A 24,147-nucleotide genomic window follows, 5' to 3' on the forward strand; every position below is an offset into this window, starting at 1 on the left:
GTCTGTAGGTACATGGCAGTATGGTGTGTTTATTTCAACACTGGGGAACGCGGCTTTACAAACACGGCACAGCTTTTGCTTTGTTTCCAACACTTCGAGACTGTGGCACAAGTATCCTAGATAGTGTTTTTAGCTACATTCTGCAAAGCCAGGACAGTCAACAATGGTAAGTAAAATTACAAAGGACAGCTCCGAAATTGGCTGGCAAATAACTTTTTATGAAACCTCGAATCATTGTTTGCGGGTTGGGGCACACGGGACACAAGATTTTTTGTTTGTTGAGACAGCAAGGAGCGATCGCGATCGGTATTAGCGATCGCCCAATTCGAGGCGAAACTTCTGATGTGGTTGTCGGCAATTTGCAAGCAGCTTCTACCTTGTTGGCTGCTGGCATTCAAAACGCTCACACTTTAGTAATTGCAGCAGACGATGATGCTGTAAATTTGGCAGTTTTGATGCAGGCGAGGATTCTCAATCCTCAGATTCGCATCATCAACAGATTGTTCAATACTAGCTTGGGCGACAGGATTGACCACACTTTGCCGGATCACACTTCCATGAGCGTTTCATCGTTGGCGGCTCCGGTTTTTGCCTTTGCGGCTCTCGGAAGTCAGGCGATCGGACAGTTGCGTTTGTTCGATCGCACTTGGCCGATTCACGAAGAATATATCGATGAAACACATCCTTGGAAAAATCGAAAACTGAGCGATTTGTGGGACGATCGATCGCGAATGTTGATTTATTATCTGCCCGCTGCTAACAAAACTGATTTAGTATCGGCGGTGCTTGCCGATCGGCAGTGTCAGCAGGGCGATCGGCTAATTGTTGCCACTCAGCCGACTCTCCACAGCCCCCAAAAAACTTTCACTCAAAAACTGCTCAAAACATTAACTAACCTGCGCCGATTTCAGCAGCACAGCCAAGCAGCAGTAATTGTTGTACTGACGCTGCTGTCAATGATTGCCGTTGCTACTGCTACCTATATTTGTGTTGACGATAATATCTCAATTGTCGATTCTCTCTATTTCTCAGTAGGGATGATTACCGGAGCCGGAGGCCATGAAAAAGTGGCGGAACAAGCTCCTGAAAGCATTAAACTATTTACAGTTATCATGATGTTAGTTGGAGCTGGCATCATCGGCATCTGCTACGCACTGCTCAACGATTATGTATTGGGAACTCGCTTTACCGAATATTGGGATGTGGCGCGAGTGCCGCAGCGCAATCATTACATTATTTGCGGGCTCGGAGGAATTGGCATCCAAATTGCTAAAGAACTGCACACTAACGGTTACGATATTGTGGCGATCGAGCAAGATACAAACTGCCGGTTTCTGAACACGGCTCGCTCAATGAAAATTCCGGTCATTCAGGGAAGTGCCAGTTTACCTGCAACTTTGGAAGCTGCTAATGTTAAGCAAGCGTCAGCACTTTTGGCGGTAACTAGCAGCGATATGTCTAATGTCGAAATTGCATTGAGCGCTAAAGGATTGGCACCAAAACTATCAGTTATTGTTCGCAATCAAGACCCACATTTTGCTTTGATGGTGCAGCAAGTTTTTGAGTTTGAAGGAGTTTTGAACCCGACGGAATTGGCGGCTCCTGCTTTCGCAGCGGCGGCGATTGGAGGCCGAATTTTGGGCAACGGCATGACTGCTGATAGTCTCTGGGTTTGCTTGGCCACATTGATTACGCCAAATCATCCTTTCTGTGACCACCGTATTCAAGATGCTGCTAAGTCGGCGGATTTTGTACCTCTTTATGTGGAAACTAAGTGTCAAACTCTCCACGGCTGGGATTTACTGAATTGTTGTTTGAGTACGGGGGATGTTTTGTATTTGACGATGCCGGCGAATCGGTTGGAGCAACTGTGGAGAACGACCTCGGAATTAATTAAAACTTAATGGTTTGATGCGGGAATTTATTTTGCCGATCGCTCAATTGCAACTACAAACCTGATAAAATGGGCCCTGTATAGTAAATAGGACTTACGGCTAATCCTCAGAAATCCGGTTTCTTAGGCCAAGTTCTAGTATAAATAACCAACAGAGTCTCAATTAGTTGCGGTTTAGAATGAGAAAATTTTTAGCATTATGTGTGTTTGGGATGATCGTGGCGATCGCCTCTGTAGCTGTGGCGGCTCAACCTTTGTTCGTCTCTTATCCTCCAGCCAACCACAAAACTACAGCCGATCGCATTTTTTTAATCGGTACAGCGCCCGCACCGGGACAAGTGTTGGTAAATGGCAACCAAATTTCACGCACCGCATCTGGGCATTTCGCCCCGACTTTTCCGCTGCAACTCGGCGAAAATCTCTTTACCTTGCGTTACGAAAATCAGGAAGTCAAAATTAAGGTGACGCGCGAGTCGAATCAGCCGGAAGTCCCTGTAGGATTGGCTTTTGCCAAAGATTCCCTGACGCCGAAAGTCGATGTGGCGAGTTTGCCGGGGGAATATATTTGCTTTGGGGCGATCGCACCTGCGAATGCTCAAGTTTCGGTAAAATTGGCGGGCGTTACTATTCCTTTAAAAGCGCGATCGCAAGTCGAATTACCCGACAACGCATCTGTACTGTTAGACGCAAATTCCCCCATCAAAAAAGGCAGCAGCCAACAGTATCAAGGCTGTGCTAAAACTCCCCCCACCCCACCCTTGGCAACAGGGAGCAATGAGTCTAACTCTTCCCTACCCAAGGCTGAAAAAGTTGAATTAGGAGTGCCTGTATTTGAGCTAACAATGAATAATCAAACTATCAGCCAACAAGGTACTGGCAAGATTTCTATTCTTTCTCCGGCTGACTTAGAAATAGCCGAAGTAACAGCAGATCCTGGTGTTGCCAGAACCGGGGCAAGTACAGATTTTTCTCGGATGACACCGCTGCCAAAGGGAACGCGAGCAACAATTATCGGGCGCGAGGGAGAATGGCTCAGACTCGATTACGGTGCTTGGATTAAAGCCTCGGAAGTGCGAATTGTCCAGGATTCAGTGCCTCCGCGATCGATTATTCGCAGCGCCAGTTCGCGTCAAGTGTCCGGCTGGACAGAGGTGTTATTCCCCTTAGAAATACCCGTCCCAGTCACTGTGCAGGAAGGAGAAGGCACTTTTACTTTAACGCTGTACAATACCACCGCTCAAACTGACATTATTCGCGTCTCTGATGACCCCGTAATTTCACGTTTGGAATGGCAACAAATCTCGCCACTGCAAGTACAATACACTTTTAATCTCAAATCTGCCCAGCAGTGGGGTTACAAGTTGAGATACGATGGCACAACTTTAGTGTTGTCTTTAAAACACCCGCCTGTGAATACAAGCATGATGCCGAATTCGCAAGCAAAGCCCTTATCGGGAATTAAGATTCTCATCGATCCGGGACACGGCGGGCCGGAGGATGGAGGTGCGGTGAGTCCAGTGGGGATTAGAGAAAAAACAGTAGCTTTAACAGTGTCTAAATTGGTGCAACAGGAATTGCTAAATCGGGGCGCGAATGTGGTAATGACGCGGGTAGAAGATGTCGATTTGGATTTGCCACCGAGGGTGGAAATGATTCAAAAAGAAGAACCTGCGATCGCAATTTCAATTCACTACAATGCTTTGCCGGATAACGGAGATGCCATTAAGACTAAAGGCGTCGGCGCTTTCTGGTTTCACCCGCAAGCGCACAGTTTGGCAATATTTTTGCACAATTATTTAGTTGCCAAGTTAAACCGTCCGAGCTATGGTGTATTCTGGAACAACTTAGCCATGACTCGTCCTGCAGTTACTCCATCTGTTTTAATGGAATTGGGATTTTTGATCAATCCCGAAGAGTTTGAATGGATTGTGAATCCGACAGAACAAAAGAAATTAGCTGAGGCGATCGCCCAAGGTGTTACCGAATGGTTTGCCTCGGTCAAATAACAGTTAGTAGTAAGAACTGAAGTCTTTCTCCAAAAAATCATAGTCAGGACTTCAGTTCGGTCAATCCAAGGAAATGAAATAATGCTAATTTTTACTCAATCAAAAGCTTTTTTTATTGCAGCCGTAGTTGCAAGTCTTAGCTTCTCACTTTACAGCTTTCCTGTTTTCGGCAAGCAGCAAAATCTTTCTCCCGCAAAAGCAGAAGCTTTAAAAAAGCAAACTCATTGCTCGTTTATTACAGGTGAAGGTGGTGCTGTTAACATTCGCAAAGGCCCAGGCACTAAGTACGCGGTTGTTGCTAAATTGAAAAGAGGAGACGGAGTTAGGGCTGTCAGCAGACAAGGTAATTGGGTGAAAATTGCGGCCCGATTTTCGGGTAATCCTCCTAATGAAACTTTGACAATCCTTGACGGTTGGGTGAGCAATCAATTTATTAATGGCTGTTCCGAAGACCAATTTGACAGGTGGCGGCAATAGGGGATTTAGGGTGTAGTAAGGATTTCAGTCCTTAGTTGAGATGAAAACTAAAGTCCTCACTACAAACCATACCGGGAAATTTTTAAAAGTAGTACAAAAAAGACTATCGCCCTGATTCATTGTTGCATTCTCAACCAGCTAAACACCTGTTCAGCGGTGATATTCAGAGGAATCATTTCGGGCACAGGAAGGACATCGCTACCTTCGCAGAATTGCGGTTGTTGGTTGGGCAAAAACGCTAAAATCGATCTATCGTCTGGATCGATTAGCCACCCCAACTGACAATTATGTTGCAGACAGTGAATAATTTTTCTAGTTACGCGATTTGAGCTTTGCTGTGGCGACAGGATTTCGAGCGCCCAATACGGTGCAATTAGCACATCATCTACTGGTTCGCCACTGTCATCAAATTGAATCTGTTCCCACAATAGTACCGCAATATCTGGAACAATCGATCGACCGCCAAACGTACACCGCAACTCTGGAAAAGCATAAGCTATCTTTGGAGTTTCCGTCACCTGATTAATTTCATTGCACGCTTTTAATCGCAATCGGCTGTGCTTTGTTTTCGGCATAGGTTTTTGGATAATCTCCCCCTCAATGTATTCGCTGGCAGGTTTAGTTTCTGGCCGTTTCAGAAATTCTTCCAGGGTGAGACGCCCAGTTGCGATTGTCATAAATAAATTCCTCAATTCTACCTATCTTCCGTGTAAGCGAAAAAAATATTTATCTTGCATTAAAAATGTGCTGTGTTGCCTAATTTTGCAGGACAATCTGCTGTTTAAATTCAAACAAATTAGGATTTTCTGGGTCATAAAAAGCCCGCAACCAATGCACGTTTGGAGAACCAAAAGTTTCAACTCTAGTAAAATTTTTCATTCTCGGTAATTGAGTCTCATCGGTAAAATGGGGTAAAGGTTTATCGATGCGGAAATAGTGAGTATCGCCGTGGACGAATACAACCTGCCCTGGGAAATTGCCTGTTTCTGTTTCCAGAGTTGCGATAAAATCGTTGTAGCCACTTCTTCTTTTGTCCGTCGGATCGAATTCAAATCCCGGATTTGCCTGTGCAACTAACACAATTCCTTTGCTGTTGCTGCGTTTGGCTAAAGCAAAACATTCTTCGATCCAGGCTAAGTTAGCCCAATTGCGATCGGCATATTCTGCATCTGCTTCGGGAGTGCGGCCAAAATTGTTGTTGCTTCCCGGCATATTAATCGCGAAAAACACAACTCCATGATAAATCCAGCGAACATTTTCGCGGAATTTAGCAAACTGCGGGTTTTCGCTTTGACGGGTGAGAGTTAAGGTGCGCTTTCCCAAACTTTGATTACCTTGGTTGAAAATTTCCCGCAGTTTAGCGAGTCTTTCTACTGGATCGTAACTGCCGTTATTTGAACGGTGGCAATCCGTCCATTCATTGTCACCATAAACTAGAATAAATGGATTTTCAAAATTATCAAATAACTGCTTGCGACTGACAAAAGTTGCATCATCGCAGACACTAGAACCGTTTTTAATGTCGCCGTCGTGGACGACAAACGCTGCCGGCGATCGATTGATATCTGCAATCAAACTCGGAAATTTTGCTTCTTGTTCGGCACTGTAGGGCAAATCGCCAATTAAGGCAAATTCAAAAGGTCTATCGCCCGAAGTTTGAGCGTAAGTTACAACCCCAAAACCCATAATTGCTACAAAAACAATTAAGGCAAGAATTAGATAGTTTTTTTTCATTTTTTGAGCCGTAAGGAAATTATTTATGATACCATATTAGCCGACAAATTACTCTCAAAAATCATGAATTTTCGTCGGTTGCTCTCAGTAATTGCCATGCTTTCGATCGCAGGCTGCAATATCCAAACGCCACAAACCAACACACAGCCTACAGAAAGTCGATCACCAATAGCAACCCCTGTTCCCGTTAAACCCAAGTCTGAAATCAAAGAAGCAACACTAATTGCTGTCGGCGACATCATGATGCACAGTACCCAAACGCGATCGGGCTACGACGCAAAAAAGAAAACATACAATTTTGACAATTTCTTCGCACCCGTTAAAAGTATCCTATCAACAGGCGATTGGGTCATCGGAAATCTCGAAACACCTTTAGCGGGCGAAGATGCGGGCGGATATACGGGATATCCGCTATTTAACGCACCTGCTCAATTAGCAGATGCTGCTAAAAAAGCCGGATTCAATATCTTGACAACTGCGAACAATCATGCGTTAGACCGGGGAGAAAAAGGAGTAATTAGGACGATCGCCAATTTGAGCGATCGTAAAATTGCCTCAACAGGAACAGCCACATCAGCCGCCGAAGCTTCACGCACTTTAATCAGCACCAAAAACAACATTTCACTAGCCAAGCTAGCCTACACCTACGGCACCAACGGCATTCCCATACCCAAAGGCAAAGATTACTTAGTTTCCCTAATCGACGAAAAAAAGATAATCAAAGACATTGCCAAAGCCCGAAAACAAGGAGCAGATATTATCGCAATTTCCCTGCATTTTGGCAACGAATATCAGCGACAGCCAAACACCCAACAAAAACAATTAGTGGAAAACCTATTAAAAGCTGGTGCAGACATCATTCTCGGCAGCCATCCCCACGTCGTCCAACCTTACAAAATTTTTAAATTCCCCGGAAAAAATGGCAAAACTCGCAAAGCTGTAGCAATTTATTCTATGGGAAACTTCATTTCCGGTCAGAATAAAAAATATACAGACTTAGGCGTAATTTTGCAAGTAAATCTTCGCAAAAAGTTTCCCGAAAAAACCACAGAAATTACAGAGGTAAAAACACATCCTACTTGGGTACACCGCTACAGCTTGAACAACAAATTCAACTACCGCGTTTTGCCCCTAGCAAAAACAGTTGCCGATAAAAAAGATCCGCTATTAGCAACTTCCCAGTATCCGGCTCTCAAAAGAGATTTGCAGGATATGAACAATCACCTTAATTCTTTAAATAAACCTCAAGATAACAAGTAATCCCTCCCTTAAGCCTACTGTGTACACACAAGTCAGGGTTGAGTTAGTTGCCATCCCAAAAAGATAGATTCAAACTTCCTTAAACCCTGCACCAAAGTAGCGATTCCGGGAGGACGCTGGGATTGATAACCAGACCATCCCCCCAACCTAGCAATCAACCAAGTAGACCAGGGTAAGGACTTTTTAGGGTAAGGGTTTTGCTGCTTTTTCGTCTTGCCTTCTAGATTTGGCTCTAGGTGTTGCAAGCAGGTTTGCTGCTCAACGGTAAAGGCTAGATTTGCATCTAGGTCTGCTTGGTCTCGACCTTCCACTAATTGCAGCGTCCGCACAGCAACACCTAGCCCTAGAATGGTCAAGCGCTGAATGGACTCCACAGATTCGAGTTGGGTTGATTCAATATCTAAGCCATCCCGTTTGAGCGTGGCGAAGAGCTGCTCAATCCACCAGCGCCAACGATACCATCGGATCACTGCTAAGGCTGGTTCTATAGACTCGACACGATGGGTGGTCAACAGTCGCCAGTGAATCGGTTCTTGTCCTGCGGGCGGATTGACTTCCCTGGCTTCAACAGCCCACAGTTTAATACTATCTGGATAGTCGGCTGCACTCACATTCTTGGGTCGTTGAATCTGGACTGAGGTGGTGCGGACAGCTAGCCAAGCACTGCGGGCTTGACGCTTGATTCTGGCATCCGCCAAAACTTCAACACAATAAGTGCCCTCAACCGGTTGCTGAGCCAAGACTGCATACAAAGAATCCGATTGCCCAAACAATCGACGATCTTGACAAGCCCTCACCAACAGATGGTTATAGCCATCCGGGATTCTAGCCCATGCCTCATAAATATCGCTTTCACGGTCTCCAATATGAGTGACCAACTCAGCACCGCCACCTTGGAGACAGCGTTGTGAGCTTTCGGCGGCGGCAAGCCATTTGAAAGACTCTTTGGCTTCGATGGGTAAATTCTGGTAACGGCGTTCCTCTTTCGTCTGATGAGCGGGTTCCCGACTCCAGATTTGGACATGACTCACCCCTAGGGGAAAGCCTGACTCGGCATCCAACACCAACGTTGGGTGCAGGAAGAACCCAACATCTTGATTGTTGCCCACAACCCCTAATTGTTTGGACTGCAATCGTCCAGCATGGGCTTGCAAGTTGATCTCACTGCTGTCGCTGACAGCCAAGACATGACGAGCTTCCACTTGCTGTTGGCAATGCTCTGACAAACTACGCACCAATTCAGAGATCGTCACCTTCTCATTCTCCAGAAAACGGTAATATCCGACCTGCTCAGCCCGATTACGGCTAATCCGTCGTATGTTTATGGAGTGATGCTGATTGATTGCCTCATAGAGTGAAGCCCCCTTTTTACCAGCCGTTGGTCTCCAAAGGCTGTTTTAGGAAAGTTCTCGGCATGAATCAAGATGGGACTATTCATATCTAATCGGGTTTTCAGGGCTTTTCTATTATAGGGAGCAACTTGTGTGTACACAGCAGCCCTTAAGCAGGGGGGGACTGGATAGCACTCTATCTAGGTTTTAGGTTTTAGGTTAGATGCTGAGTCTCTTCCGCCTACCACCGAGCACTTATTTTTGAGAAGTGTCGCCTAGACATAAGTGAACAAACCTAGAGCGCTCTGAGTTAAAAATCTGTCCTGCAAAACGGCAATTAGTTCGTAATTTGAATTTTCTTCGCGGTAAATAGCAGTGCCAGAAATTCCCTGAATCGGAGAGCCATCTAAAAGGTAGTCAGACGCACTTCCTTGCAGTTGAATTGTGTCGGCAAAGGGCAGATAATCAGTAATTAATGCGTAGTCAGCATCGCCGCCAACATTGTAGAAAGCCTGACCGGGCGCGCCGAGAACGAAGGTATCCAATCCTGTCCCGCCAATCAGCGTATCTGCATCAATTTCCGCCCCGTAACCGTAAGCAATTATTCGGTCATTTCCGGTACCGCCGTCTAAATAGTCGCTGCCATCGCGACCTACGCCACTATCAGTTAGGATGTCGTTTCCATCGCCGCCGTAAAGAGAATCATTTTCCGTGCCGCCGATGAGAAAATCATCTCCAAACTCGCCGTCTAATTTATCGTTTCCGCTACCTCCAATTAGGATGTCATCCGCATACCCGCCCCGCAGTTCGTCGTTACCGCTACCCCCATTTAATTGGTCGTATCCATAGCCGCCGTCGAGGAAGTCATCGCCATTTTCACCAAATAGTTGGTCGTTGCCAAAACCGCCATAGAGTGTATCGTCATCTTCGCCACCGTACAGAAAGTCGTTTCCGCCCAAGCCTACTAGAGAATCATCCCCTGCTAAGCCGTAGATGACATCATATTCTGTGGTTCCTTTCAAGCTGTCTGCTGCTTCTGTTCCAGTGATAACCATTGTTTTAGTTCCTTCAATGCTAGTCGCGAGCGCAAATCGTGCGAGCGAAATTTCCCTCGAAGTGGGATGGCAAAATCTCAGAGGGCGATCGCTCTCCCTTAATCACTTATATCTACTTTAACTATTTTAAAATTTTTCGACCAGTCGCTTGTTTGAGTGACACTCATTTTAGGGAACTCAACTGCTGAATGAGCCAATAAAGCGCTCCTTCCACATCAGCAACCTGCTCAACCTCGGGAATCTGCGGGCGCTACACCATCACCACCGGAATTCCCAGTTTTCTAGCCGCAACAACTTTAGCATAAGTAGCAGATCCCCCGCTGTTTTTACTAACAATTATATCAAGCTGGTATTTTAATAGTAATTGCCGCTCGTATTCCAATGTCAAAGGCTCCTTGCTAATAACAATTTACCGTTAGGTAGAGGAGTATTTAGTGCAGGAGGCTCGATCGCCCGCATCAAAAACCAAATAGTCACTAATGTAGGGTGCGTCAATCGATTTGAGATTTGAGATTTGAGATTTTAGAGACGACCCCACGGATAAATGCTCTTTCTTGAGGATTTGAGATTTGAGATTTGGGATTGATTCCACGGATAAATCACGTGGCGGGTACCACCTTTGAAATTCCTGCCTGGTCAGGGAAAACGATATTACCCGAAAGCAGGGCACGGTAGTGCGGTTTCCCTACAAATCCGGCGATCGTTACATCCGATCCGTGCGATCGGGCGATCGACAAAATTGCTGTAGGGAAATCGCACTACCGTTTCCTGACTGCCGTTTTCTTACCCGCTTTTTTAAATTTGCATAAATTTTCAGTAAATACCGATCTACACACTCACCAAACCCAACAGTTAAAATATACCCAATAAAAATTATCACCTCCTAGCTGTTTTTTAGGCTAGCTAAATATCAGGGAGTGCATCTACGTGTCAATAAATAAAACGCTCAAAGGCAGAGCCACTACACCTGCTGCAGGTTTTACAATGATTGAGCTATTGATAATTATTTTAATCATAGGAATATTTAGTGCGATCGTCGCCCCCTCTTGGCTAATGTTTATCAACAACCACCGTTTAAAGCTATCGCTCGATCGAGCTTATTGGGCAATGGAACTTGCCCACAGCAACGCAAAACGCGACAAAATTTCATGGCAAGCCAGCTTCAAACAAGTAGGAGAAAATGTACAAATAGCAGTTCACCCAGCCGACATCTCCCCCGGCCAAGTAGCAGCCAGTCAATGGGAAAACCTAGAACCGCAAATTCAAATAGATACAGATGAAACAACAGTGCTCCAAGTAAATGAAAGCAACGAGCAAAAAGCAAACGGCCCAATCCGGCGCGTCATGTTCAACCACAGAGGTTGCCCCGTATCTCGAAGCGACCACGACTGCACGCTAACGAGTATAAGAGCCAAAGGAACCCTAACACTATATCATCCCAACTTAAGAAACAGCCAACGCTGCATCATCATCTCCACTCTTTTAGGACATAAACGCACCTCCAAAAGACAGCCCACAGCTCAAGACAAAAGATATTGTTACTAACAGAGCGATAAATTATTTTGGAGTAGGGAAACGGCATTACCGCCGCCTCAATAGCCTTGTTGTCGATCGTTAGATCCGATCGCGCACTCAATTATTTTGGGGTAGGGAAACGGCATTGCCGTGCCCTCAATAGCCTTGTTGTCGATGCTTATCTTCGAGGTCAATTCCTGACGCAACATCTCAGATATAATCAACTACTTCTTACTCGGCGCAATCTTCTCAATAGAAATCAGCGCCTCCATCACCGACTCCACAATCGGCGCCGCCACCGTACCCCCCGAACCATCCTTCGGCTCATCAATCACCGCCAAAACCACATACCGAGGAGCCTCCACAGGCATTATCCCCACAAAGCTAGTAATAATCGCCTTGTCAGAATAACCCCCACCAGCATTAGCTTTTTGAGCCGTACCCGTTTTTCCAGCAATCCGATACCCAGGAATTTGTGCAGCTTTCCCCGTACCACCATCAACCACAGTTTCCATCATTTCTAACACCTGCTTAGTAGTTTCCGGCGAAAAAACCTGCTTAGGAACCGGCCTCGGAAGCTTCCAATAAGCTTCACCGTCCCTATCAAAAAGTCCTCGCACAACGTGAGGAGTCACCAACTTGCCACCGTTAGCCAAAGCGCCGTTAAGCTGCACCAACTGCATCGGAGTAATCGAAAAACCTTGCCCAAAGGCGGTAGTAGCAACTTCCACCGGAGAGTTAATAAATTGCTCTCGATTTTTAAGCTGACTGGTTACTTCAAAAGGCAAATCAGTTCCCGCAGTTTGTCCGAGGCCGAGTTTTTCTAAAGCTTGATAGTAAAGAGAAGCTTTCATACTTCTCATTACGTGCACCATCCCCACATTGCTAGAATGTTTCAAAATCTCAGTAACAGTGGAAGGGCCGCGCGCGCCTACGAATTTGTAATCGGAATTTTGGATAGTCCAGCCATCCATGTAAATTCGACCTTCGTCCTTAAACACAGTATTAGGTTTCACCGCACCCGCTTCCAGAGCGATCGCCACATTAATCGCTTTAAAAGTCGAACCAGGCTCATAAACATCAGTTACAGCCCAATTTTTATAGCGCGACAAATCGAAATTAAAATATTGATTCGGGTCATAAGAAGGTTCCGCTACAACTGACAGCAATTCCCCGTTACGGGCATCCATCACAATCACTGTGCCCCGCTTCGCATCGTGTTGCTTCATTTTTTCCTTAAGCGCAGTTCGGGCAGCCCGCTGCAAGCGAGTGTCGATCGTCAATTGCAATTTCAAGTCATCAAGCTGCACAAATCCGGCCGTCAGCCGATCGGGAACCCAATTCCCATTGCTCGACCTGCTAAACTGAATCGACGGCATCGATCGTTCCAACAAATTCTGCTGGCTGTATTCCACCCCGGCTTGTCCCTTCCGTTCCCCGTCCACATAACCGAGGATATCCGCCGCCAACTCCTGCTGCGGGTAAAAACGCTGCTGCTGCCGCAGCAACTCCAAGCCATCGACCAGACTCTCTTTAATTTGGATCTGAGCGACGCGATCGGCAACCTCTTGAGGCAGAGATTCCGCAATTGTAATACCGCTTTCAGCAAGATTAAACCTGCGTATCAATTCAGTTTCCGACGTAGTTCCCGGACTCAGATCGATCGCCAGCATCGGAGCCAATTTAGCAGCAATTTCCGCCTTCGAGTGGTTAAACAACTTCGGGTGAGCGTAGAGTGTGTACACCTGTCTGTCGATCGCCAAAACATTTCCTGCGCGGTCAATTATCGGGCGTCTCGGTACAAACGGCTTCGTTTTGAGAGTTTGCTGCTGCTCCGCCTGTTTACGCAGCGCCGGAGCTCGCGTCACCTGCAAATAAAACAAATTCACAGCCAGCCCCAGCCCCCCCAGCATCAACACCGCCCACACGGCCCACAAACGGAACTTGCTGCGCTTTAAACGCTCCACCGGTCGCCCCCAAGATGCAGCCGTCTGTTGTGGCGATCGGCCGAAACTGCCCGAAGATTTAGGTTTGGCTGGTTTTTCCCACCCAGTGCGATCGCCCTCCTGTTTTGTGCGTTTGAAATTCGGCGATCTGTAGCGGTCAAAACGGGGGTCGTAGCTCATGGCATTAAAAATTCAATAGCAAGTTAGAGCGTTTTAGAATTTATAATTTATAACTTAAATCTTAAAAGATAAAATTCACGACTTGGGAATGAGCAGTCCCTATCAGGGTTGGCATCACACCTACAGTTGGATTCTGTTTTTTGAAGTGGTCTTAATTATTTTTAATCTGTAACTTCCGGTTGGAAGCAGAAAATCGATCGCGACTTGCAAAAAAGTCAAAAAGGAAATTAGAGCCTCCAATTCTCAGGCCCTCGGACACTCAGGCCCTCGGGCGCTCTCCGCTTTGACACAGGTTTAATAGCCCAGCGGTGTTTCCACACCGGCTCCCTTCTTGAGAGCGGGTTCAGAATTTGGTGCCGCGACGGGCGATCGAGTTTCAGGGGCCGGCTGCAAGAAAATCGTGTCCCCAGGATTCTGCGGAGCCAAACCGGTTTCGGGATTTTGGGCTTCTTTAGCCAGTTGGTGTTTCAAGACTTCGCTAGAAGCACTCAATTGCTGTTCCCGGAGGCGCAGAGTTTCCAGTTTTTGATACTCCTGACTCCAGCGCTGCTCGCCGTAAACAGTCAAGCCGTAGAGACTCAGAGCACCGCCCAAAAGCATAACTGCTACCACTGAGGAGGCGCGCTGTGCCTGCAGGAGCGATCGCAACCACAGTGGCTGCTGCTGGCGATTGGGCAGGACTTTGATCACCGATGAGGACGATCGAGCCTGAGCCTGTTCGTCTGCTGGCGAGTAGTTGGGCAATACCGGTCCTGTCTTCGCCCGCCTAGCTCGGGCAATAGAAGTAACTTTGCTTTTGGCTGCGCCAGCAGCGGGCTTGCGGGTCGATCTGGAGCGGGGAGAATCCGGGGATCTGATAGCAGCGGTCATAGAGTTCACCAATACGTAAAGTGGGGTAGCTTCAGCTTGATTGAGGTTAAGAGTTTTTTGTCTCCTAGATCGCCAGTGGTGGCCATCTGCGTTCGATCGGTTATCCTTACCAAAGATACCTCACAAGCCAACCAACCCATCCTACCACTGGTCTCTTTGACTTCAGGATTTGCCAAAAAAAAGAAATCTTTGCTGGTTAGCGATAATCTATGTGAAATTTATGAATAAATGCAGTATTGTAATCAACGAGCGAATCGTTGAGCTATTCGTGCCAGCATTGTTTCTCAAGTACACTATTCCCTTCCTTGCGATGGGTTTTCAATGTTAAGGAGTTTTTATGAACAAGGGATTAATTCGTTTGACTTTGGTAGTGGGCTTGGCAGTAGCCCTCGGCGCCTGCGGAGGAGATACCACCAGCCCCAGCTCCCCTAGCCCCTCTCCGGGCGGTCCTGGCAGCACTGGCACTACTACTACTCCCCCTGCTTCTTCTGCATCTCCAAAGGCCACTCCAACTACTAGCCCTGCCCCTACTCCTAAAAAGCCCTAATTAGGGCTCTGCCGGAGTCGGTGCCCAACGAGCCTAGCCTCGGGGTGAAAAATGGTTCGCTCCTCGCATTTTTTCATCTCATCGGTCTAGGTCTCAAGTTGGGTGGTAGTGATTGTCTGATGCTTGTACTACTAAAGTTCAGTACGTCCCGTTACCGCAGCAAAGTCCGCTGATTCGCTGCGTTACAAGAGCATTCCCTTTCAACTATAAAATTTGACTCCCGGCCTGCACGTTTTGAAACTCAAGCCTGTGACAGGATGTTTGAGGAAATTGCCAGTGCTGCTGCCTCAACTGAATATTAACCGGAGGATCTCGCAGACTCGACGAAAATTTTGCACTTGATCGAGTCTCGCTTTCCTTCCCCGCCGCTGTTCCCACAGACGAGAAAAAAGCAAGCTGAGGCTTGGATGCTCGAAGACTGGCTCGATGAAAGCATCGGCATTGCTACTCGATTTGTTGACTACGAGTTTCGCGCCGGTGCGGGCAAGCAAATCGACCCGTCTGTTTTGAGTCAGTTAAGTGATTCAATTGGCGCCGCGCCAGTTCGGTATTAACCCTGCCTCGGCAGAACTCGCTCCAGTGGCGCCTGAGTGATGCTTTAAACCTATTGCACCGTCGCTGGTAGGATGGTGCTAGTTTGGTAGGCGATGCCTTGAACAGGGCAGATATTGCTTGCTGCTGTCGCCATGCTGAGTCCTTTAGCTTGGATTCCTCAATACCGAGTTGAGAATCCTTCGCTGTTTGAGCTTATTGCCCAAATTCACCGACTTTGTGGGGAAACCCAGCCTCCGGGAGGTGAAATTCTACCGATCGGGCGATCGTCCCTGCCTGAAAATTCCAGGTAAACTATTAACTCCTCCCCAACACTTACTCTGCTGGACCCTGCGGCAGCGGCAAATCGACAATAGTTTAAAAAAGTGGTATATCACATTTTAATAAAAAGTCAAGGATATTTTGGAAAAAATATAAATTTTTCAATTTGTTTTAATATTTCTATACTTAGATGTTAGCAGTAAAACCCCAGCTAGGCCACCGGCAAGGCAACCGCCTGCTGTGTGTGCAAGGGAACGGCTGGATCTGCTGCAGGCAAAATTATGCTAATCAGTGGTAGGATCAGCGATCAAAAATGTATCGAAATGTAAAGTGCAGCGCCGCTCTAGGTTTTGAAAGCCATTTAGTTAAAAGATTGAGGTAAGTAGTTTTATGCCCGCGACCGTCCCCTTTGAACAGATTGACCGCATTGTTTGGAATCAGCACCACGATCCATTTGAAGTGCTAGGCCCTCACGCGATCGAAGAAAATGGCAAAAAAGTATGGGTCGTCCGAGCTTATCTGCCGAATGCGGATGCGGTATCCGTAGTTTTGCCGGAGGCCAGGGCCGAATACCCGATGAAATCAGAGCATCACCCTCACTTTTTTGAATGTACGATCGACACCCCAGAACTAGCAAACTATCAATTGCGGGTCAAAGAAGGGGAACACGAGCGCTTCATCTACGATCCGTACGCCTTTCGATCGCCCAAACTCACAGAATTCGACCAGCACCTATTCTCAGAAGGCAATCACCACCGCATTTATGAAAAACTCGGGGCGCACCTCACCGAGGTAGGGGGGATCACAGGAGTATATTTTGCCGTTTGGGCCCCGAATGCCCGAAATGTATCAGTTTTAGGAGATTTCAACTATTGGGACGGCCGCAAACATCAAATGCGGAAATCGCAAAACGGCATCTGGGAATTATTTATTCCGGGACTATCCGTGGGAACTTCCTACAAATACGAAGTGAAAAACCAAGACGGACATCCCTACGAAAAGTCCGATCCTTATGGTTTCCAGCAAGAAGTGCGGCCGAAAACAGCATCAATTGTCACGGACTTAGACACCTACACTTGGAACGACAGCGCTTGGATGGAAAAGCGGCGGCACACGGACCAACTGACGCAGCCGGTTTCGGTTTACGAATGCCACATCGGTTCTTGGCTGCACGCCGCTACTGACGAACCCGCCGTCCTACCAAATGGGGAAATAGAACCCCCCGTGCAGGTTTCGGAACTCAATCCCGGGGCGCGCTTTCTGACTTACCGGGAATTAGCCGATCGGCTGATACCCTACGTCAAAGATTTGGGATTCACTCACATCGAAATGCTGCCCATCGCGGAACATCCTTTCGACGGTTCTTGGGGCTATCAAGTCACCGGGTATTTCGCCCCAACTTCCCGCTACGGCAAACCTGAAGATTTCATGTATTTTGTTGACCAGTGCCACGCCAACGGGATTGGCGTACTCGTGGACTGGGTACCGGGACATTTCCCCAAAGACGGCCACGGCTTGGCTTTCTTTGATGGAACTCACTTGTACGAACACGCCGACTCCCGCAAGGGCGAACACAAAGAGTGGGGAACCCTAGTCTTTAACTACGGCCGCAACGAAGTGCGGAATTTCCTAGTATCAAACGCTCTGTTCTGGTTTGACAAGTACCACATCGACGGGATTCGCGTAGATGCCGTAGCCTCGATGCTTTATTTGGATTACTGCCGCGAACCTGGAGAATGGCTGACCAACCAGTACGGGGGTCGGGAAAATATCGAGGCGGCCGATTTTCTGCGACAGGCGAATCACGTCATTTTTAGCTATTTCCCAGGGGTGCTGTCGATCGCCGAAGAATCTACCTCTTGGCCGATGGTATCTTGGCCGACGTATGTAGGGGGTTTGGGCTTCAACCTGAAGTGGAACATGGGTTGGATGCACGATATGCTCGACTATTACCACATGGACCCGTGGTTCCGCCAGTTCCACCAGAACAACATAACTTTCAGTATGTGGTACAACCACAGCGAGAATTTCATGCTGGCTTTGTCCCACGATGAAGTAGTGCACGGCAAGGCTCACATCATCGGGAAAATGCCAGGGGACGAATGGCAAAAGTTTGCAAACGTGCGGTGTTTGTTTACTTTTATGTTTACTCATCCCGGAAAGAAAACGATCTTTATGGGCATGGAGTTCGGCCAGTGGCACGAGTGGAACGTTTGGGGAGATTTGCAGTGGCAGTTGCTGCAATTCGAGCCGCACCAAAAGTTGAAGCTGTTTTTTAAAGATTTGAACAATTTGTACCGCAGCGAAAGGGCACTTTACAGTCAAGATTTTGCTGAGGATGGGTTTGAGTGGATTGATTGCAGCGACAACCGACACAGTGTCGTGGCATTTGTGCGCCGAGAGAAGGATGGGGACGAGTTTGTGGTGACGGTGTGCAATTTTACGCCCCAGCCGCACTCTCACTATCGCGTAGGAGTTCCGGAACCAGGTTTCTATACGGAGTTGTTTAACAGCGACGCGCGGGAATACGGCGGCAGCAATATGGGGAATTTGGGGGGCAAATGGACTGAGGAGTGGTGGTTCCACAACAGTGCTTATTCGATCGACTTGTGTTTGCCGCCTTTGGGTGTGTTGATTTTAAAGCTCGATCGGGCAAAAACAACAGCAAAATCTCAAGAGTTTTAAATTGTGAGTCGTGAGAGTTTTGAGTTAAGAAGAATCAAAACTTGATTAAACCTAAAAATTTGAGGGTATTCAGAAACCCGGTTTCTCCAAGAAATCGGGTTTTTTTTGTTTTCTTGTTGTGATGAATATCTGGACGGGGTTATCAACCCGTCAAAAGACCTACTGATGGCGGAGCGTTGCATAATAGGGGGACGATTTTGATTTTTTTGTAGGTTTGCCCATGCTCCCGAAGGCGTGTATTTTCACAGCAGGCGGGACGCTTAACCCATACTCCCCACAAGAATCATCCTCCAATTGTGCCAAGCCGAATCAATGATAATTAGGCGCAATAAACTACCATTTTTTCTAATGTGTATCATGGCTATGTTCTTGATTATATCTATGTTCTGAGGGGGTTGTCATCCAGGGAAGTGCGTAAATCATGTTCTTTTTTAAGTGGTATTAATTACCAATGCCAATTTTTGATGCCCAATTTTTAATGCCCCATTTTTAATTCCGAGTATCGGAAGCCCCAAGATTATAAGAAACTTTAGACGGTTCAACTGTTACTACTTCCGAAATAGATTGTTCGGCTGCTACCTCTAAAGTTGGCAGTGGTAGATGCTTCATTTCCCAAACTTTCAGCAAAATTAGATATTCATAAAAAGCTTGCAGCGTGCACCAAGCCAATCCCGCTTGGCCGTCAAGAAATCCGCCCAGTAAAATATACATATAGAAAAAGCGCACCACAGGCCGCAAAGGCAAGCGCAAAGAAAAATCTTTCAAAGCGCGGCGCCTTTCCACCTCCGACGCGCCAAACAATAAATCCCACCAATTTACTTGACCCGCTTCTAATTGACGGAGAGTTTCAGCCGCCTCGTCAGTCGAGTAGCGGTTGTGCTTTTCAATCCAGCGGGAAAGACCTTTGCTGCAAGTATAGTGAGGGTAAGTTTCCTTCAAAAAGTGAGTAGGCCCGTTGCAGACTTCCCGTTCCGTGTGACCGTAGTCAGTAAACCACACTCGATCTTTGCGAAAGAGACGCATTTGATAGCGGGGATATTGAGTGCTGCGGCGAATCCAGCGCTCCATAAATATTACTTTTTCAGCTACGTAATAGCCGATATATTCTTGACTTTCGATCGCCTTTAAGCATTCAGCAAACAGTGCAGGCGTCATCCGCTCGTCTGCTTCGAGGATATAAACCCATTCGTACTTGCACGGGACTTCTTGGAGCATCCAAGTCCGCTGGCGTCCGTGAGTTTCAAAGCGGTGCTGCACTGTTTGCACGGCATAGTTCTGAACAATCTCAAGGGTGCGATCGGTGCTGAAAGAATCAACTACAATGATATCGTCACAAAGCAGCGCCGATTCAATGCAAGCGGCGATATCAATCTCTTCGTTGTAAGTCAGAATATAAATTGAGAACATTCCCAGCTTTCAGTAAGGGCAAACTATTGGGTAAACAAACTATTTCTCAGGGATGTCTCGACCAGCGCTATCCCTGCCAGCGCTGGTCAATTTTTGCGGCGGCCGAACCGCAGAATTCCCATGCTTCTCAATCCCGTCCAACCAACAGTAATGTAGCCGATCGCTAAAAGCAAACTCGTGATTCCCGTCTGCAAACTCGAATTTCTCGATCGAGTTCTTAACTCTTTCTCTTTTTGTTGCTTGCGGGTGCGAATCTCATTACGAGCTTGAGTGGGAAGTGATTGAGCTTGCTGTTCCAGGAACTTGTCGAGGGCTTTCGGGTCATTTTTCGACTCCTGAAGCACAGCTTTCAATTCCTTGGGAACCTCTGGACTCTTGAGTGCTTGTTGCAGCTTCCCGTCGTCTTCCAGCAGCGCCCCTATCTGGCTGCGACGCTGGCTTTTGAGCTGTTCTACCTGAGCTTTAAATTGAGGGCTTTTAAGTTGTGCCTCAAGTTGACCTTCCGCTTGTCCCGCTTCTTGATCGACTTGAGCCAGAGCATCCTTGAGTTCCAAACGAGTATTGTTGAGGTGAACGGGAACCAGAGATAGGTAAACTAGACCTAACAAGCTGGAAATCAACAGCGCCCAGAATCGCAAGTCCAGCCAAACGTTGCGTCGCTCAATAGAGACTCCACTGCTGCTGTCAACCCAAAAACCAGTCATCAGGAGGGCGATACCGATCAAAGGAATAATGCCCTTGTCAACTATCTGAGTTGCAGCAGTCAACTGCCAGCCTCGATTGAGAAGGTCTGAAGTTTCTCCCGGCAGCGACAGAACAATGCAGTCAAGCAAAGCAGAGAGAATCAAGATAATCCCAACTACTTTTAGAGTTCGAGCAGCTACTGAAGAAAATTGACGGCTATTACTTGCTTTCATAATTCGTGTTAGATAATTCTACACCGTTAGATTCAATGGGGTAGTTGAGTGGATTTTGTTCAAGGAGTTAAGCTATTTTCCACCAAAATAGCTGCTTCGGGTACCGACCTCGACTTTCCTCTGGGTTTTCACAAGCTGCGGTTGCGACCCAAAAGGTCGAGTTTCTGCACAGCTATATAGAGTTGGACACAGGAGGCTGCGCGCTTCTGGGATGGCTGTAAGGCTTGGTCAAGATAGCGCCCAGAAACTGCTGCAAGCAACTGCTGGCTTCTTCTATAGTCTGGCGAATCCAGCGTAAAGATGAGCTCTGCACGCTTAGGTTCCAGCTTTTAACTAGCTTTCGCTCGCGCGGCGGTGTCAGAAATAATAGACACAGGAGGAGCGCGTTTCGCTGGGTTTCACCCCCTAGGGTTCTCACTACCCGATCGCCTGCCCGAGGCGGTGGAACTAAATCCCTTGTCTTATAGTAATTGATATAAGAGAGGGCGGGAATAAATAATTGTTTACCAACCTTTTTAACCTCCAGTTACCAACAGCAGGATACGGCAGTCACCGATAGACGAGTACCTGTTTGTGACGGAGGAATTATGTTTTGCATATCTGCTTCGCCCTCGGTAGTTTTTCCTTATCCATTCTGGCTTAAAAGTTACCATTTAGTTATTAATATTTAGTTATAGATAAATATTAATGAGTAGGATATTGAATGTTGATTTTTTAATATCGAAAGTGCAAACATCACATTTTTTGGTAGGATAATTTTGATCGCTGTTTAAATTGGGTGGTAATGACTGCAATGATTTCTGATGTTTACACTTTGAGAGAACTTGAAAGATCGATCGCATCCGATCCGGACAAGTGGCGTCCGATCGTGTTTACTAACGGCTGCTTCGATATCCTGCACTGCGGCCACGTCCGCTATTTGCAGGCGGCAAAAAATTTGGGGCGATCGCTCGTGGTGGGATTGAATAGCGACGCCAGCGTGCAAGCTATCAAACCGCAGCAGCCGGGATTGCCAGCCCGCCCGATCGTATCGGAAAATCAGCGAGCCGAAGTGTTAGCCGCTCTCAAACCAGTAGACGCCGTAGTAATTTTTTCCGAGATTACAGCAACTAAACTGATAAATATCCTGAAGCCTGATATATACGTTAAAGGAGGCGACTATCAAGTCGAAACTCTGCCGGAAGCACCGGCCGTTATCGCCGGAGGTGGCAAGATTTCCTTGATCGAAATAGAAGTTCCGAGTTCTACCAGTGCGATCGTCAAACGCATTTTACAATTAGGTACTTAACCCTTGATCGCAAACAGCAAACAGTGAGCTAAACTCAGAAGTTGCCCCATCAAAAAACACGCTTGGTACGCGCGGCGAAGCTATCCCGTAGGGAATCGCTCGTACAACTTCATCCCAATTGCTAAGCAGGAGATAATTTTAATGGAACTCACAAGCAATAACACGATCGCGGAAATCCTACAAAGACACAAAGCAGAGTTACTAGCAGACTGGCTCAAAGAACTGCAAAATACCGGGCTGCGGCGGGACGACTTGATGAGAGCCAAAGAATTGCGCTCCGAGTGTCAAGAGTTCCTGCAATTGCTCCATATTGCAGTCGGGAACGGTAACTTTAGCGACATCCAGACACCCGAATGGGAAAATATGCGGGTGCTGCTAGCAGAAGTTTCACGATCGCGCGTTCAGAGAGGCTTTACTCCCTCAGAGATAGCGAGTTTCATTTTATGCTTCAAAAAGCCATTGTTCGATCGGCTTTGTCACGAACTGACAGAAAACCGCGACGCACTTGTCGAACAACTTTGGCTTTCCACCAGTTTATTAGACCAGCTTGGCCTTTGGGTGACAGAAATTTTTCTCAAAGCTCGCGAAGAAGTCATTGAACGCCAGCAGCAAGAAATGCTCGAATTGTCAACACCCGTAGTCAAACTTTGGCAAGGCATTCTCGCTTTACCCATGATCGGGACTCTCGACAGTGCCCGCACTCAAATAGTCATGGAAACTCTGTTGCAGGAAATCATGGAAACAGGCTCAGAATTTGCAATTTTAGACATTACAGGTGTGCCGACTGTTGACACTTTAGTTGCTCAACATTTATTAAAAACTGTCGCCGCCGCCCGTTTAATGGGTACTGAGTGCATCATCAGCGGCATTCGCCCGCAAATAGCTCAAACCATAGTTCATTTGGGAGTTGACTTGCAGGATATTCTCACAAAAGCTACTTTAGCGGATGCTTTTAAAGTTGCGTTACAGCGCCAAGGTTTAACCATAAAAAATCTTAAAGAGGAAAGATAAAGATATTACATATTTGACCGAAAAAACTCAAGTAAAAATTAACGAGTAGGTGAATTGGTGGAACGAATACCGATACTTCAAATGGGAGAATTTCTGCTAGTAACAATTCAAGTAGATATGCACGATCGCTTAGCAATGACCCTGCAAGATGACCTGACGAACCGCATAGTCAAAACAGGCGTTAAAGGTGTGTTAATTGAAATTTCTTCCCTAGAAATAGTAGATTCCTTTATCGGTCGCATTATCAACAATATCGCTAGTATGTCGCGAATTTTAGATGCGGAAACAGTTGTGGTCGGGATGCAGCCAGCGGTTGCTATTACCCTCGTTGAATTGGGGCTTTCCCTGACAGGCGTTCGCACAGCTTTAAGCGTTGAAAAAGGCATGATTTTGTTAAGAAAATCCTTGGGTTTCTCTCCTGACGAGCAAGAAGCGTAAGCAGTCGATTAATTGTCCCCTGAATGAGGCACAGGCAGTCAAGCAACCTAGTTTGTTTGTAGATACCTTGTTGACAAACTAAAGATTTCTGAGGACAGGGCTTACGCACTCAAGGGGGTTAAATCAAGGGTTTGAGATGGCTTCACTATGTTCTCTATTGAGAGAAAATCGTAGTAAGTGCGTAAGTCCTATTAGGAGAAACTAAGTTGACGAGCGTAAGTCCTATATTTTGTGGAGAAGTTCTATTTTGGTACAGTAGCCGCCATGTCAAAACGTGAGACACTAGAAATCCGATCGTCATCCGATATAGTCCACGTCCGGCAGCAAGTGCGAGCTTGGGCTGTAGCAATGGGATTCGGTTTATTAGACCAAACGAAAATCGTTACCGCAGCCAGCGAACTCGCCCGCAATACTGTAGACTACGGCAAAGGGGGAACTGTAACTCTCGAAACGCTGCAATTAGGAACCCGCAAAGGGCTGAGGCTGATATTTGAAGACAAGGGCCCGGGAATTCCAGACATCGAATTAGCACTGACCGACGGTTATACTTCTAATCACGGTTTGGGTTTGGGGCTGAGTGGTTCCAAGCGGTTGATGCACGAATTTGAGATTGTTTCCAAAGTGGGTAAGGGGACTAAAATTGCGATCGTCCGCTGGCGCTGAAGAAGTAATACGATTTGAGAGTTGAGATTTTAGATTAGACCTCTTGCGAAAGTCTCAGGCGATGGCTAATTTGTCTTCAAAGAAAGTTCATAATTATAAATACCAGCTAT

The 24,147-nt window shown here is 46.8% G+C and carries 24 protein-coding genes; 14 read left to right on the forward strand and 10 right to left on the reverse strand.

Features of this window, described 5'->3' with window-relative positions; genetic code table 11:
• Positions 1–218 precede the first annotated feature (218 nt).
• From QUA77_RS04985 to QUA77_RS04995, 3 genes are all read left to right on the forward strand, one after another.
• Positions 219–1,904: an NAD-binding protein gene (locus tag QUA77_RS04985; RefSeq protein WP_333449446.1), complete on the forward strand. Its 1,686-nt coding sequence runs from the start codon at positions 219–221 to the stop codon at positions 1,902–1,904.
• A 169-nt stretch (positions 1,905–2,073) separates the two neighbouring features.
• Positions 2,074–3,900, forward strand: coding sequence for an N-acetylmuramoyl-L-alanine amidase (locus tag QUA77_RS04990; protein WP_333449447.1), 1,827 nt, complete (start codon positions 2,074–2,076; stop codon positions 3,898–3,900).
• A gap of 81 nt (positions 3,901–3,981) precedes the next feature.
• The gene (locus QUA77_RS04995) at positions 3,982–4,377 is read left to right on the forward strand and encodes an SH3 domain-containing protein (RefSeq protein ID WP_333074456.1); all 396 of its coding nucleotides are present in this window, start codon (positions 3,982–3,984) and stop codon (positions 4,375–4,377) included.
• Positions 4,378–4,493: 116 nt separating this feature from the next.
• Here QUA77_RS04995 and QUA77_RS05000 read toward each other — a convergent pair whose 3' ends face one another.
• Both QUA77_RS05000 and QUA77_RS05005 read right to left on the reverse strand, forming a co-directional pair.
• Positions 4,494–5,054: a Uma2 family endonuclease gene (locus QUA77_RS05000; protein ID WP_333449448.1), complete on the reverse strand. Its 561-nt coding sequence runs from the start codon at positions 5,052–5,054 to the stop codon at positions 4,494–4,496.
• Positions 5,055–5,133: 79 nt separating this feature from the next.
• Positions 5,134–6,111: a hypothetical protein gene (locus QUA77_RS05005; RefSeq protein WP_333449449.1), complete on the reverse strand. Its 978-nt coding sequence runs from the start codon at positions 6,109–6,111 to the stop codon at positions 5,134–5,136.
• 63 nt (positions 6,112–6,174) lie between these two features.
• Here QUA77_RS05005 and QUA77_RS05010 point away from each other — a divergent pair, with 63 nt between their 5' ends.
• On the forward strand, positions 6,175–7,371 hold the full coding sequence (locus QUA77_RS05010) for a CapA family protein (protein ID WP_333449450.1): 1,197 nt from the start codon (positions 6,175–6,177) through the stop codon (positions 7,369–7,371).
• A gap of 32 nt (positions 7,372–7,403) precedes the next feature.
• Here QUA77_RS05010 and QUA77_RS05015 read toward each other — a convergent pair whose 3' ends face one another.
• The 3 genes from QUA77_RS05015 to QUA77_RS05025 form a co-directional block, all read right to left on the reverse strand.
• Positions 7,404–8,714, reverse strand: a complete 1,311-nt coding sequence (locus QUA77_RS05015; RefSeq protein WP_333449455.1) for an IS4 family transposase — start codon at positions 8,712–8,714, stop codon at positions 7,404–7,406.
• A 263-nt stretch (positions 8,715–8,977) separates the two neighbouring features.
• The gene (locus QUA77_RS05020) at positions 8,978–9,757 is read right to left on the reverse strand and encodes a calcium-binding protein (protein WP_333040006.1); all 780 of its coding nucleotides are present in this window, start codon (positions 9,755–9,757) and stop codon (positions 8,978–8,980) included.
• A gap of 250 nt (positions 9,758–10,007) precedes the next feature.
• Positions 10,008–10,145, reverse strand: a complete 138-nt coding sequence (locus QUA77_RS05025) for a precorrin-6A/cobalt-precorrin-6A reductase (RefSeq protein ID WP_333449451.1) — start codon at positions 10,143–10,145, stop codon at positions 10,008–10,010.
• A gap of 231 nt (positions 10,146–10,376) precedes the next feature.
• Here QUA77_RS05025 and QUA77_RS05030 point away from each other — a divergent pair, with 231 nt between their 5' ends.
• Positions 10,377–10,505, forward strand: coding sequence for a hypothetical protein (locus QUA77_RS05030; protein ID WP_333449452.1), 129 nt, complete (start codon positions 10,377–10,379; stop codon positions 10,503–10,505).
• 179 nt (positions 10,506–10,684) lie between these two features.
• Entirely contained in the window at positions 10,685–11,302 is a 618-nt protein-coding gene (locus tag QUA77_RS05035) for a prepilin-type N-terminal cleavage/methylation domain-containing protein (RefSeq protein WP_333040009.1), read from the forward strand.
• 194 nt (positions 11,303–11,496) lie between these two features.
• On the opposite strand, the gene QUA77_RS05040 is transcribed toward QUA77_RS05035, so the two are convergent.
• Both QUA77_RS05040 and QUA77_RS05045 read right to left on the reverse strand, forming a co-directional pair.
• Positions 11,497–13,398: a penicillin-binding protein 2 gene (locus QUA77_RS05040; RefSeq protein ID WP_333040011.1), complete on the reverse strand. Its 1,902-nt coding sequence runs from the start codon at positions 13,396–13,398 to the stop codon at positions 11,497–11,499.
• A gap of 294 nt (positions 13,399–13,692) precedes the next feature.
• Positions 13,693–14,268 carry a hypothetical protein gene (locus QUA77_RS05045; RefSeq protein WP_333040013.1) on the reverse strand — a complete coding sequence of 192 codons (576 nt, stop codon included), beginning with the start codon at positions 14,266–14,268 and terminating at the stop codon, positions 13,693–13,695.
• Between the two features lie 337 nt (positions 14,269–14,605).
• Here QUA77_RS05045 and QUA77_RS05050 point away from each other — a divergent pair, with 337 nt between their 5' ends.
• From QUA77_RS05050 to glgB, 4 genes are all read left to right on the forward strand, one after another.
• Positions 14,606–14,815: a serine protease gene (locus QUA77_RS05050; protein WP_333040014.1), complete on the forward strand. Its 210-nt coding sequence runs from the start codon at positions 14,606–14,608 to the stop codon at positions 14,813–14,815.
• A 332-nt stretch (positions 14,816–15,147) separates the two neighbouring features.
• On the forward strand, positions 15,148–15,369 hold the full coding sequence (locus QUA77_RS05055) for a hypothetical protein (protein WP_333063005.1): 222 nt from the start codon (positions 15,148–15,150) through the stop codon (positions 15,367–15,369).
• Between the two features lie 114 nt (positions 15,370–15,483).
• Positions 15,484–15,660, forward strand: coding sequence for a hypothetical protein (locus QUA77_RS05060; RefSeq protein WP_333040016.1), 177 nt, complete (start codon positions 15,484–15,486; stop codon positions 15,658–15,660).
• Positions 15,661–16,018: 358 nt separating this feature from the next.
• Positions 16,019–18,313 carry a 1,4-alpha-glucan branching enzyme gene (glgB, locus tag QUA77_RS05065; protein ID WP_333182878.1) on the forward strand — a complete coding sequence of 765 codons (2,295 nt, stop codon included), beginning with the start codon at positions 16,019–16,021 and terminating at the stop codon, positions 18,311–18,313.
• Positions 18,314–18,802: 489 nt separating this feature from the next.
• Here glgB and QUA77_RS05070 read toward each other — a convergent pair whose 3' ends face one another.
• The 3 genes from QUA77_RS05070 to QUA77_RS05080 all read right to left on the reverse strand — a co-directional run bounded on the left by QUA77_RS05070 (position 18,803) and on the right by QUA77_RS05080 (position 20,950).
• Positions 18,803–19,720 (reverse strand): glycosyltransferase family 2 protein, encoded by a 918-nt coding sequence (locus tag QUA77_RS05070; RefSeq protein WP_333040020.1) that lies wholly within the window; start codon positions 19,718–19,720, stop codon positions 18,803–18,805.
• A gap of 86 nt (positions 19,721–19,806) precedes the next feature.
• The gene (hpsJ-B, locus tag QUA77_RS05075) at positions 19,807–20,637 is read right to left on the reverse strand and encodes a hormogonium polysaccharide biosynthesis protein HpsJ (protein ID WP_333040022.1); all 831 of its coding nucleotides are present in this window, start codon (positions 20,635–20,637) and stop codon (positions 19,807–19,809) included.
• Positions 20,638–20,809: 172 nt separating this feature from the next.
• Positions 20,810–20,950, reverse strand: a complete 141-nt coding sequence (locus QUA77_RS05080; RefSeq protein WP_333040024.1) for a hypothetical protein — start codon at positions 20,948–20,950, stop codon at positions 20,810–20,812.
• Positions 20,951–21,421: 471 nt separating this feature from the next.
• On the opposite strand from QUA77_RS05080, the gene rfaE2 reads away from it, so the two are divergent.
• The 4 genes from rfaE2 to QUA77_RS05100 all read left to right on the forward strand — a co-directional run bounded on the left by rfaE2 (position 21,422) and on the right by QUA77_RS05100 (position 24,037).
• Positions 21,422–21,925 (forward strand): D-glycero-beta-D-manno-heptose 1-phosphate adenylyltransferase, encoded by a 504-nt coding sequence (rfaE2, locus tag QUA77_RS05085; protein WP_333449453.1) that lies wholly within the window; start codon positions 21,422–21,424, stop codon positions 21,923–21,925.
• 141 nt (positions 21,926–22,066) lie between these two features.
• Positions 22,067–22,936, forward strand: a complete 870-nt coding sequence (locus tag QUA77_RS05090; protein WP_333040028.1) for an STAS domain-containing protein — start codon at positions 22,067–22,069, stop codon at positions 22,934–22,936.
• A gap of 57 nt (positions 22,937–22,993) precedes the next feature.
• A complete protein-coding gene (locus tag QUA77_RS05095) occupies positions 22,994–23,374 on the forward strand; it encodes an STAS domain-containing protein (RefSeq protein ID WP_333040030.1) in 381 nt (126 codons plus the stop codon).
• Positions 23,375–23,638: 264 nt separating this feature from the next.
• Positions 23,639–24,037 (forward strand): anti-sigma regulatory factor, encoded by a 399-nt coding sequence (locus QUA77_RS05100; protein ID WP_333040032.1) that lies wholly within the window; start codon positions 23,639–23,641, stop codon positions 24,035–24,037.
• The last annotated feature ends 110 nt before the right edge of the window (positions 24,038–24,147 follow it).

Origin of the sequence: Microcoleus sp. K5-D4 (genome assembly GCF_036704575.1) — a bacterium.
Classification (GTDB): Bacteria; Cyanobacteriota; Cyanobacteriia; order Cyanobacteriales; family Microcoleaceae; genus Microcoleus.